General features: G+C 39.8%; 8 protein-coding genes and 1 pseudogene. 3 read left to right on the forward strand and 6 right to left on the reverse strand.

All coding sequences use genetic code 11. The annotated features are described in order from the left end of the window. Positions 1-189 precede the first annotated feature (189 nt). Positions 190-1,341, forward strand: a complete 1,152-nt coding sequence (locus tag VKJ25_RS10810) for a DNA/RNA non-specific endonuclease (RefSeq protein ID WP_324236643.1) — start codon at positions 190-192, stop codon at positions 1,339-1,341. A gap of 169 nt (positions 1,342-1,510) precedes the next feature. On the opposite strand, the gene VKJ25_RS10815 is transcribed toward VKJ25_RS10810, so the two are convergent. The 4 genes from VKJ25_RS10815 to VKJ25_RS10830 form a co-directional block, all read right to left on the reverse strand. Further along, entirely contained in the window at positions 1,511-2,806 is a 1,296-nt protein-coding gene (locus tag VKJ25_RS10815; protein WP_324236644.1) for a pentapeptide repeat-containing protein, read from the reverse strand. A gap of 86 nt (positions 2,807-2,892) precedes the next feature. Next, entirely contained in the window at positions 2,893-3,357 is a 465-nt protein-coding gene (locus VKJ25_RS10820) for a pentapeptide repeat-containing protein (protein WP_324236645.1), read from the reverse strand. Between the two features lie 256 nt (positions 3,358-3,613). Further along, positions 3,614-3,799 carry a pentapeptide repeat-containing protein gene (locus VKJ25_RS10825; RefSeq protein ID WP_324236646.1) on the reverse strand — a complete coding sequence of 62 codons (186 nt, stop codon included), beginning with the start codon at positions 3,797-3,799 and terminating at the stop codon, positions 3,614-3,616. A 78-nt stretch (positions 3,800-3,877) separates the two neighbouring features. Continuing rightward, positions 3,878-4,789, reverse strand: coding sequence for a pentapeptide repeat-containing protein (locus VKJ25_RS10830; protein WP_324236647.1), 912 nt, complete (start codon positions 4,787-4,789; stop codon positions 3,878-3,880). Positions 4,790-4,912: 123 nt separating this feature from the next. Between VKJ25_RS10830 and VKJ25_RS10835 the strand changes: the two genes are divergently transcribed. After that, positions 4,913-8,119: a DNA/RNA non-specific endonuclease gene (locus tag VKJ25_RS10835; RefSeq protein ID WP_324236648.1), complete on the forward strand. Its 3,207-nt coding sequence runs from the start codon at positions 4,913-4,915 to the stop codon at positions 8,117-8,119. Between the two features lie 555 nt (positions 8,120-8,674). Here VKJ25_RS10835 and VKJ25_RS10840 read toward each other — a convergent pair. Continuing rightward, entirely contained in the window at positions 8,675-9,628 is a 954-nt protein-coding gene (locus VKJ25_RS10840) for a pentapeptide repeat-containing protein (protein ID WP_324236649.1), read from the reverse strand. A gap of 709 nt (positions 9,629-10,337) precedes the next feature. Further along, a pseudogene (locus tag VKJ25_RS24580) lies at positions 10,338-11,203 on the reverse strand (IS630 family transposase). Positions 11,204-11,441: 238 nt separating this feature from the next. Here VKJ25_RS24580 and VKJ25_RS10850 point away from each other — a divergent pair. Beyond that, positions 11,442-11,778 (forward strand): hypothetical protein (locus VKJ25_RS10850; RefSeq protein WP_324236650.1); only part of this gene is annotated, 337 nt, incomplete at its 3' end.

Genomic DNA, 11,778 nt, shown 5'->3' on the forward strand with positions numbered 1-11,778 from the left:
TTCTGGGTCAATTGATTGCAGTAATGTGGCCACTAATTTTGATGATGATATTTTTGGCGTCATGGGTAATATTTTACCATACTAGCTGCACTTTTTCTCTTCTTACCCCAATTTATTGAGCGGATACGGGGAGGATTGCATTTTAGTCTTCATGTTCCCAATCCCAATGGTGGCAGAATTCGGGTTTCTATGAAGGAAAACGAAGCATCAGCACCTTGGCAAACTTTAACCACTATCCGCTCTCGCTTAAATGACACTGTTTTACGCAGGGATTCCCTCGAGCTGGTCAGTGGCAATTATGATACCGACTCACATCCTGCCGCTCACGAACCCAATCAAATTGGTTTTGCCACACAAGGTTTTGAAAACTTCCACTTTGAAGTACCAGATGATTTGCGAGGCAAAACTGCAACACTTCGGTTTGAGTTAGAAGGAAATACCCCCATTTATCTTGATGATGTCTTCTTTCAAAGCGTTCATCTCAAACTAGGAAATCCCACCTTGACCGATCCTGCAGATGGAGCAAACCAACAAAAAGCGAGATTTGATGTAGCTCAACCCAACAACTATTTGATTGAAAAACCACAGTATGTCTTATCTTACAATAACCGCGAAAGAGGACCAAACTGGGTAAGTTACCAACTGAATAACTCCTGGATTGGTGCGCAAGAACGCAGACAGAACGAAGCGTGGGATAGGGATTTTCAACTTCTACCACCACTAGAAGGAACTCAAGGACAATGGTACACGGGGACTGGAAGACAAATTCACAGAGGACACATGACTACGAGATCGCACCGAAACAGAAATCTCAAAGATCAGCAATCTACTTTTTACACTAGCAGTATGCTTCCACAGCATGCCCATAATAATTCTGACAGTTTCCAATCGGCGTGGTATAACCTCGAAGGATATGCCCGAGATCAACTTGTTTTGACCGAGGGGAAAGAACTCTATATTATATCTGGTGGATTTGGTTCGGCACCTTTACCGAATAATCCACCGATTCCTGCCAATCATCCTCTCAGAGTAAATGGTATCAACTACCCCGAGGCAACTTGGAAAGTCATCGTAGTTCTTGAACCAGGTCAGGGCGTTGCAGATATTACAGAAGACACGCGAGTTATTGGTGTGATTACGCCCAACAATGCAAGACCAACCGATTTAACGCCAGAGCAATTGGAGGCTTGGCGCAACTGGGGAGAGTGGCGTTTCAGTGTTGACGATATTGAAAGTGTAACGGGACTAAACCTCTTGTCGAACATTCCCGAAGAAATTCAAGACCAAATTGAAGAAAGGGTAGACAATGGTCCTACCGAACGAACTGGCGTTGTGTCTTAGCAAGAGCAGTTAGCTCGTTTTCGTAGAAGTCGTTCCTGCTATACCAGGAACGACTGAAATTCGATTGATACTGCATTTTATGTTTTTTTATCAAAATCATGGCAACCAAATGCTGAGTACAACTTCCCAAAATTCGCATTTTCAGAACAACAACCTGTTTATAGTCCATTCATTCCGACCAATCAGGTCCGCATACGACATATCCATCCTCAAGAATTGTGTTCAAAAAGAAAGCTCCTATCCCACAATGCCAATTCTTAGCACCTTTAAAATTAGAGACCACCAATATAGCATTCTCCGTTGCAAATCCCCTACATTCTGCTCCCTCAAATTTAGCACCACTGAGAACAGCTTCAGTAGCATCAGCGTATATGAGGTCTGCTCTAGTCAAATCTGCTCCAGTCAAATCTGCTCCAGTCAAACTTGCGTAACTGAGGTCGGCGTAACTGAGGTCGCTACCGAGCAACTTCGCACCCCTTAAATTCGCATAACTGAGGTCGGCACAACTGAAGTTACTCATAACCATCTTGACCCCCTTTAAATTGGCATAACTAAGATTGGCACCTCTAAAATCCACAGCACCTAAATCAGCTTCAAACAAATTGATCTCACTCAAATCTGCTTCAAACAGAGATTGACCCGTAAATCTGATCCTGACAAAATTTCTTTCACCTTTAGCATAGCGTGTCAGCAACTCCCCTGCATCTATAGGAATTTTCGGATCGGCATTATATACAATTTCCGAATTCAGATTCGCATCAGTTAGATTAACACCTTCCAATTCTGTATATTCTAGATCGACATCGCTGAAATCGGCATCAACTAAGGTGACATCAGTAAGACGGGAATAGTACATAGTCGCTTCTTTAAGGTTAGCACCGTTGAAGTTGACTCGTTCCAAAATCGTATTAGTAAAATTTGCTTCTCTGAGGTCAGCACCGCTGAAATTGGTGTCAGTAATCTGGCAATTACTAAAATCTGCTTCTCTGAGGTCAGCAATGTTAAAGTTCGCTTGAGTTATAACACAACTGCTGAAATCGGCTTTTTGTGCATCAGTCTGACTCAGGTCAGTTCCTACCAGAATAGTATTAGCTAGGTTAGCGTCATATAGACAAGCACTACTAAGAATAGCATTACTCAAATCTGCTCCTTTTAAATTTGCTCTCAATTCTGATTCTACTGGACTCAAGCGAGCATTTCGTAAGTTAGCACCTGTAAGATTAGCATCAACTAAGGTAGCCATTTCTAAATTAGCCATTTCTAAGTTGGTCTGGCTTAGGTTAGCACCTTCCAAGCGAATACCTCTTAAAAAACCCTTTCTCAGATTTGCCCCGCTTAAGTCAGCACCAGTCAAGTTAGCATATTCCAGTTTACCACCTCCAATATCTGGCTTCAAAAGCTCGAGTTGCTGAAAATCTCTTTCCCCACGAGCGTAGCGTAACCGTAATTCTTCTGCTGGTTTCATAATTTAATAATTTAATAATAAGTCAATAATTTTCTGTTTCTGAATAGTCTAGCAAAAATTATGTACCATTTTCTCAACAACCATTATTACTCCCACAGGTAAGGCCCGCGCACGAACTCTCCATCAGGAAAGACTGTTTTGCAAATTAAAGCTCCCCTACCAATGCAACAGTTTTTAGCACCTTTGAGATTGGCAGCAACTAAGATTGCCCCCTCAAGCTTACATTCGAGAAGCTCGGCTTCTTTTAAGTCCGCACCAGTGAGAATAGCTTCTCTAAGATCGGCGTAACTAAGATTAGTATTTGTCAAGTCTGCACCACTTAGATCGGTTTGCTTCAAGTTAGCGTGACTGAGAATTGCTCCCTTAAGGTTATTGCCCAGCATTTTGGCCTGACTCAAGTTGGCACGAGTCAGATTTGTCTTTTCAAAACTGTTCGCGCCCATGATATCTGCTTCAGATAAATTTATCTCTGTTATATCTGCTTCGCTCAGATACGCAGATAAGTGAATGCTAGTAAAATCCCTTTCCCCTATGGCATATTGTCGAAGCAAATCTTCGGTATTCAGGTTTTTCTTCATTATTGTTCTCCTTTTAAAAAAAAACTAACTGGTTTTGACTTCGTATCCAATCAAATTAATTTCTCTCTGGTCAACATTGAAAACAAAAATATCTTACATAGGCTTAGAAATACTGGTATTTCCTCCCCTAAAATTAGTATTTGTGAAGGGGAAATAGGGTTGAAAATATGCTAAAATTCAGTTTTTGAAGATGTATAATTTCTGACCTCAACAGCGATTGCCTTCAACTTCAATCTGGCAGAATCGTCTTACCCTCAACGACTGCACCACTAAAATCTGCATTACTTAAATTAGCGTTGTCAAAGTTGACTTCTTCTAAAATAGCCCCGCATAATTGGGCATAACTCAGATTGACTCCCTTAAGAGAAACCTGATGAAACTTAGCACCGCTGAGGTCTGCTCCTTTTGAAAGCACTATCAGTGATGCCGTTTAAGGTGGCAAAAAGTACATAGATTTATGATGGTTCTTCCATTGTGGAAGAATCGTCTTGATTTAATCTCCTAGCTCCCACATTTTTCTCAGAAAGGCATGATGGGGATCGGTTTTAACAGTTCCATCAGGCAATATCGTATTGTAATATACAACACCTTCATCGCTACCAGTCAAGTTTTCAGCATTGGTCATGTCAGTACCAGTAAGATTAGCGCCATCGAAAATAATAGAAGTTAAACGAGCGTTAGTTAAATTCGCATTAGTTAAGTTAGAACCAGACCATTTTGTATAGTCTAAATTAGCGCCACTCAAATTGACATCGGTAAAATTGGTATCACTAAAGTCGGCAGATTCTAAATTAGCATTTTCCAGATTCGCATTACTCAGGTTGACTTTATCAAAAATAACCCTCTCCAAACTGGCACCGCTTAAGTCAACATTTCGCAAGACTATCCCGTAGAATTTTCTTTCTCCTGCCGCATAACGTCTGAGAAACTCTTCAGCAGTCAGAACTCGGTCGGGGTCATTTTCAATCTGGCCATCTGGCATTACAGTATTGCAAAAAAGAGCATCAGTTAAATTAGCATCAGTCAAATTAGCATCAGTCAAATTAGCACCAGTCAAATTAGCACCAGTCAAATCAACGAACTTCAAAATTGTGTTAGCCAAACTTGCATATATTAGATTGGCGTAACTCAGATTTGCTCTCTCCAAATTGCTATTTCTGAAATTAGTACCAGTTAAATTCGAGTTAGTTAGAATAGTATTCAGCAGACGACAACCATTAAGATTGGTATAACTCAAATTAGCATCAGTCAAGTCAGTACGAGTCAAATGAGCATTACTTAGATCTGCATCGCTAAGATCGATGCTCGTCAGTTCGGTATCGCTTAGATCGACTGCTTTGAGAACGATTCCGCTAAAGTCTCTTTCTCCATCGTTATATCTTTTCAAAAATTCTTGAAGTTCCATAAGTTTTTCCTTGAACGCTACTACAAATTCATTGTAACACGAGCGATGCCATTACTACATCCTGACAGCAAATGAAATGATTTCAGTTCAAATAATTATAAGCGGGAGTCATTTCTACCGGAATTGAATATTTCTGAGAAACGGAATTTGCTGACTAGACCTTGGAATGGAATTGGTGATTTTAATCCGAAGCGCATCTTGACCGCAACTTGGAAGCTAGATACAGTAACGGATACAGGAAAGTGGTATGGCCACGATGGCCAAACTGAAATTTCTCTGCCCACAAGCGGTCTGCCTAACACTAACTCTAGCTTGACTCTGCCAGAAGAATTGACTTTGACTGCAGGGCAGACTTATCATTGGGCAGTTGAAGTTATCGATCGCAATGGAAATTCGGAGCTTGAGTCTCGCAGTTTCCAGACCGAAAATTCCGAACATAATCTTGACAATACTTTCAGCAGCGTCAGCGTGGTTACTCATGGCTTTAAATTGCCTACAGAAAGTCCGGGAATACCCGATAATATTTACAACTTAGGCAATAATATCGCTGAGTCTGGTGGCGAGGGTTTAATGATGAGGTACAATCGCCAAACAGGTGGTTGGGATGCCATTGACAAAGAGGGCCGCCTTTTGTCAGATGTTAAGATTTCTGATTATTACGGTAAACCTTTAGTGTTACTAACTGATTGGTCTTCTGATAACCAATCGTCAATTCCTGACTCTGGTTTCAGTGAAGGAGCAGCAGATGCTTTCTTTGCTTCTCTGGTTCAACTCGACCAACAATTAGGAGGAACAGTTGCAAATATTGAGGGCAAACTGGTCAACAAACATGGTGCTGTTTTTGACTCCCCGTTACATTTTATTGGTTTCAGTCGTGGTGCTGTAGTCAATAGCGAAATGATTCAGAGGATTGGAACTCACTTCCCCCATGCTGGAGGACCACTCAACGCGGATGGTACTCCTCAAGTGGATTCTGAAGGTTCCGAAATTCGGGATTTACAAATGACAACTATTGACCCCCATGATTTTGAACAGCCTGGGTTTTCTTTCCCAGAATGGATCCCATTCATAGGTGGAGAAGGATTTGGTGATTTCAACGATCCAGAAGTACAGGTTTGGGAGAATGTTACCTTTGCAGATAATTACTATCAGACTGTACCGAAGTTAGACCCTAATTTCTTAGAATTGACAGCAACGCCAGCAGGTCGCTTGATTGAGAATGCAGATTTGAATATCTTTTTGGGTACGAACTCCGCTGAAGAGAATTATGAGAATAGTCGAGCTGGTTTTACTAGGGAAACTGATGGCAACTTCTGGCCTATTGCTCCTAGTTTTCCCTGGGAATTTGATAAGAAGTTGCCCCTAGCAGGTCGTGGTGCAGTTCACGGACGGGTGCTTTCTTGGTATGATGGTACTACTAATTTGTCGGTGACGAAATCCCCAGATGAGTTGTATCGTCGTTTGGGAGATGGACATCACAACCATTTATATGACTCAGATTTTTCGGGGGTGGCGAATCCTTGGTACACTCCAGACCATAATAAGGCTACTTTTGAGTTAGGGGATAAGAATGCACCGTGGGAAGGTATCGGTACAGGTTGGTTTTATTCAGTGCTTGGTGGTGGTAAGGATTTGCGGCCGGAGTCGAAGTTGTCGGAGCGGGTGTCTATGAGTTTTGATAATACTAGCGATCGTGAAAGTCAAGGTGATTTTGCAGTACCGACTTTGTTTAATGGTAATTTTGATGCAGTTTTTAATCCTAATGGTTTACTGCGTAATTCTCTTTCTGATGGGATTCCGGGATGGTCTGGAAGTAGTCCTTCAAACTCATCGTCTTCTGATAGTGGAAGTAGCGCCAATGTCAATTCATTAGTTGAATGGAGTAACATTGGTTTACCACTACGGTATCGGCAGGGTGCTGGTTATGATGGAACTACAGCCAACTATGCCTTGAAACTAGATAGTAATTTCCCAAAAATCACTCATAATCCTTTTGTTATACCTGAATGGGGGAATTTAAGGTTTGATGTTTATGCTCCTAAAGAAAGTGGGAAGTTGAAAGTACAACTGGAAGTTGAAGGGGCTAATATACCAGTCAAGACAATAGATTTGGCTATAGATGCTGGTACGGTTCAAATAGGAGATAAACAAAAAGTTGATAAAATCAAAGAAATATATGGAGACAATGTTAATAGTATTGGATATAGAAGAAAGGGCGGATTTGAAACCTTCCAATTTCCCTTTCAAAAACTCTCTAGCGATGAATGGAAGAAATTTATGGGAAAACCAGCTAAATTAACATTTACTTTGGAAGGAGATTCTGAAGTTTTCATAGACAATGTTTTCTTCAAAAGCGCTCACATTAAGTTAGGAAATCCGACTAATGCACGATGGGATGCGACTCAAGAAACACCAACAAATTTGCTAGTAGAAAAACCAGGTTATACAGTTTCTTATAACACTCAAACCAAAACACCAAACTGGGTAAGTTGGCAGGTTAACAAAACATGGACTGTGCCAAAGAAAGCCAGACTGGGTATTGAATTTATAGACGATCCTTTCTTCTCTTTGCAATCATCCCATCCTAATTGGCCAAAAGTAAATGGAACAATATTTACGGGCTTAGGGATGGATAGAGGTCATTTAATTCCAGACAGAGACAGAAACAGAAATCCAAAGGATACCATAGAAACTTACATGGGAAGTAATTTAATTGCACAATCAATGGATAATAATCGACGATTTACAGACATTCCATTGACTGGTTCTGCTTGGTTTAACATCGAAAAAATGATAGGCAATGATGTTGAGGCTGGAAAAGAGTATTACGTTGTCGCTGGAAGTTTAGGTAATGACTGGAGTTCACAGAAAAAAAGTAATGCACCAGAATTGCTTGAAAAGCTAATAAATCAGGGAGATACAAATCCTCAAAAATTTAACAATAATATTTCAATTCCTGAATGGACTTGGAAGAACGCGATCGCTTTACCGAAACCGGGTATGGAGGTTACATCAGAAGCAGAGGCATTTGTGTATATTACGCCTAATCATGCAGAACCAACAGACAATGAGTTGCCGATAGAACATCCACTCAATCAATTGTTGGGTGAAGAACGTGACCCTATAGAAAGTCGGGATCAATGGAGAAATCCTGAAACTTGGAGGATAGGTCTTCAACAACTTCAAGACCTTCTTAACAGCAGAAAAGACCCCCAAAATCCTGAGGAAACTGACCCTCGTTTTAACTTCCAGTTTGATTTCCTTTCTCATATTACCGATCAAGAAGTTCGAGGTAAGTTGATGAAAGACGGAGAATATGTTCCTTTTTAAAGTGGCAGTATCTGCTCTTTGAGAACCCGATCGGTTAGGCTTTTTGAGGGATAGTCTGTCGGAACAACTTTTGATAATTGTTCCGACAATGTCCATTATAGCAATGTGCGCACTTAATATTTACAAATTCCAGGAGATGTCCAATAACTAAAAGTCTGATATTATAAGCTATTCATTCTTCCTGTTCCCTATTCCCTGTTGCCTGTTCCACGGCAGCGCAGCGCTATATTTTTTAGGACTTACACAGAGACGCTACATATAGCGTCCAAAACTATTGCGTGGCTTTGTTGCATGAAAGTAGCGTTCTTAGCATCCATTCCGCATTAAGGGATAAATATTAAGTGGGATGGGCATCCTGCCCGTCCGAAAATATGGGCATTCCTGCCCGGTGTGAAAATATAAGAAACAGCAAACTTGCAGGATGCCTGTTCCACAAAACTATTAAAATCATCCCACATTATTTTTTGTACACCTTCTTCATGCAACAAAGCCCTATTGCGCAATAGTTTTTTAACTCTATAAATAGTACCTTTGCGTAAGTCCTAATTTTATTGTTTACAAAAGTTTTTCAATATTTTTATTTGCTCTAACAGGATAATTGCTCGAACCTTGTAAAAAGAATCCGTCTTTTAAAGTTATATTGTGGAAGAAAGCTAGAGATTCACCACTGCATCTTAATTCTGCATCTTGAAAGTTGACTTCAATGAAGTGAGTGCAAGTCGTATCTGCACAGATTGTTGCTTCTCTCATATCAACATAAATAAAGCTAGCACTATTCAACTCGCAATCCAGTTTAGCTCCTCTAAAGTCACAATTTATGAATTGGGATCCATTCCAATCCCCACTCAGGGTAGCATTACTCAAATTACAATTGCTAAAGTGGGCGCAAAACAGATTAACATCCCGTAATTCAGCACCACTGAGGTCAACTCCATGCAAAATCGCCTTTTCAAAGTTTCTTTCCCCTGCTGCATAGCGACTAAGAAGTTTTTGAGCGTCTAATCCTCTACTAGGATTAATTATTAGCTTCCCATCAGGTCTAGTGCTATAATGAACAATAGGGTCTCTTGGTATTTTGATGTCAGTTAAATTAGCATTTGTGAGATTACTACCAATAAATTGAGTTTCATCTAAATTAGCTCCACTCAAATTAGCATAACTTAGGTCAGAATTAGTAAAATCGGCACAAATGAGATTAGCTCCGCTCAAATTAGCATAACTCAGGTTTGTACCTATGAAATAGGTGTGCCGGAGACTAGCTTTTTTGAGATTAGCTCGACTGAAATTAGCATTTCCTATATGCCCTTCTATGAATGCGCTTTCGAGACTAGCGCCACTTAAATTGATATCCATCAGGAGGGCATCAAAAAAATAACATTTTCTTAAATCTATACCCGAAAAATCTCTCTCACCATTTTCATACTGTTCTGAGAAATTATCTTCAATTTGTCTTCTGGAAAAATCTCTCTCAACATTTTCATGCTGTTCTAAGAATTTCTCTTGATCCATAACTTGTCTTCCAATATATCTATCTCTACATTATCAACTATAGTCAAAACTAACTATACAAGCAATCATTAATTTTAAGTTAGATATAGCTCTGCCCTCGGGGTTTTATCAAGTTCTTCCCAAAGATTATCTTAATGATACTGGAGAAAATATAACGTTTATATCTCTTCGTACTGACATTCCTGATGCTCCATTCGATCCTTAATTTCTTTCCATAACAAGAAAGTATTTTGAAGGGAAAGAAAATAGCAATCCTATTACAGTAGGGGGATTGCTATTTTTTCTAACTATTTATTGTTACATCCATCGTTACAAATGCTGCCATCAGGCAAGATCGTATTGCACAAAATAGCACCTCTTAGATCGACTCGTTTAGGTTGATTATATAGCAATGAGCGCTGGCATCTTTGCATGCTACGAATATCTTCATTTGTAACATAAGCTCCTACTACATGACTGATATTTTTGATGTGCGATAGCTTCGCTGTGCCTCCGGCAATCGCAACTCGGTCCCCCTGTCGTGAGCCAAATATGTTTTTCTCTGCCAGATATGACATCACACGGTCCGCGATAGCTTCGCTGTGCCTCCGGCAATCGCGTCTCGGTTTTACCCCATGCCACCATGTTTACCTCCCAGTCTTATAGACTTGCACCTTGAAATTTAATTCCGAGGAATTGGTTTAACCACTACGGAAAAACTTGAGGATTTTCAATTGACTGCTGCATCAACACAGTCTCTAAAATTGTCAAATTCCTTTATTCTTTGTCTAATCCAATTTTTTAATACAAACCACCAACGTTCTATCTTATTAAAATTTGGTGATTAGGGTGGTAAATACCAGATTTGACACCCTTTCTTGGCCACTAATTCTTCTATATAAATTGATTTATGAAACGTTGCATTATCTAATATGATCACTTGTCTTGGTTGTAATTTTGGTAGTAAACAATTTTCCAACCAGTTTTCAAATAAGTCACGATTACAACTTCGGTGTAAATGTTAAAGGAGCAAACATTGGGGAATTGATTTATCGCTGCCACCCGTCCTTACTCTCTCAGTTCTTTTTCCTGACTTCATACCTGCTACTCTTTTCCCTTTAATTCCATAACCATAAGGATAATCTTCTCGATTATCTATTCCAGTTTCATCTACATAAACAATGTCTTTCTTGTCTATTTGATGAGTGTTTAAAGATAAATTCTTCTCTTTCTAGTACGTCTCTTTCTTGATAACCATATGTTTTTTTTTACGAGTAAAACCAATTTTTTTTAAACCTCTACCAATAGTAAAACGACTACAATTTCCCCATTTTCCAGCCATTTGTTTTTGAGTTTGATCGTGATTAGCCTCAACAAATTTTTCAAATTCTTCCCAATCTTTAATTTTAGATTTTTGAGGAGGAGGTACATTTGCCTTAGAGGCTATTGAGCCTGTGGTTAAATATATATCTCGCCATTGATGAAGAGTAGGCCGACTTATACTTAATAAACGACTCAGATAACTGATAGACATACCATTAATAATCAGATTAATAGCCCGTCAAATCCCAAATCTTGACTGTAAGGATGTACCATAACACTCAAACTTGATTTTAAAGATACTTAAAGTAACTTAAACTATAAAATGTCAATACCTAAAGACCCATTCTTAAAACTTTAGTCTTTGGCGTTGGCGGAGCCTAGCGGCAGCTATATCGCCTAATTTATCAAAAAAGCAGGCCATACAGTATTAATACTACATGAGACTATTGTTGTAATATGTAAAGATGCCAGCGATCATTGCTATACTGGCCGCAGCTACCCTGACTCTTTTGTGACAGGTTTTACTGTTACCTATGATATTTCTTCTGTGGATGTCATAGCTATCCCACAAGTAGGATTGCCAGTGGTGACTGAAGTAGGAGTCCAACGAGCCGAAGACGGTTTAGCAACTTTTGAAGCTAACTTGAGTCTCTCAGCACCAGAGTCAGACCCCACTCAAGCACCAGTGTTGCAGGGGGCAGAATTGAAGTTTAATGATCAGAATGGAGACCCTTTTCCAGATAACGAACCGGTTTTATTCCTAACTGCTGATAACGCTCTCATAGATGATAACGATCTACCAACATCGACAGGCAGTCAGTTGACAGATTTGCAGGTGAAGTTTTATG

It is taken from the genome of Okeania sp., assembly GCF_035285525.1.
In the GTDB taxonomy this organism is placed as follows: Bacteria; Cyanobacteriota; Cyanobacteriia; order Cyanobacteriales; family Microcoleaceae; genus Trichodesmium.

What these genes read in the sequence shown, in the direction of transcription:
- VKJ25_RS10830 (WP_324236647.1), bottom strand. Translation starts at nt 4,789, where the DNA reads ATGGAACTTCAAGAATTTTTGAAAAGATATAACGATGGAGAAAGAGAC.
- VKJ25_RS10810 (WP_324236643.1), top strand. Translation starts at nt 190, where the DNA reads ATGAAGGAAAACGAAGCATCAGCACCTTGGCAAACTTTAACCACTATC.
- VKJ25_RS10815 (WP_324236644.1), bottom strand. Translation starts at nt 2,806, where the DNA reads ATGAAACCAGCAGAAGAATTACGGTTACGCTACGCTCGTGGGGAAAGA.
- VKJ25_RS10840 (WP_324236649.1), bottom strand. Translation starts at nt 9,628, where the DNA reads ATGGATCAAGAGAAATTCTTAGAACAGCATGAAAATGTTGAGAGAGAT.